Origin of the sequence: Domibacillus sp. PGB-M46 (genome assembly GCF_022668875.1) — a bacterium.
GTDB lineage: Bacteria > Bacillota > Bacilli > Bacillales > Domibacillaceae > Domibacillus.
Window position 1 is genome coordinate 1 of sequence record NZ_JAKGCR010000106.1, and the last position, 256, is coordinate 256.

Sequence of the window (256 nt, forward strand, 5' to 3'; positions counted from 1 at the left end):
TGGTGCCGGCAAGAGGACTTGAACCCCCAACCTACTGATTACAAGTCAGTTGCTCTACCAATTGAGCTACACCGGCAGCATAATGGCTCAGGACGGAATCGAACCGCCGACACAAGGATTTTCAGTCCTTTGCTCTACCAACTGAGCTACTGAGCCTTTCTTTCAAGATTTTTATGTATAATGGCGGTCCGGACGGGACTCGAACCCGCGACCTCCTGCGTGACAGGCAGGCATTCTAACCAACTGAACTACCGGA

At 51.6% G+C, this 256-nt stretch carries 2 tRNA genes; both read right to left on the reverse strand.

The window, feature by feature from the left end:
- A tRNA-Thr gene (locus L2D08_RS23820) sits at nucleotides 1-76 on the reverse strand.
- A 7-nt stretch (nucleotides 77-83) separates the two neighbouring features.
- Nucleotides 84-156 (reverse strand) — tRNA-Phe (locus tag L2D08_RS23825).
- Nucleotides 157-256 lie beyond the last annotated feature (100 nt).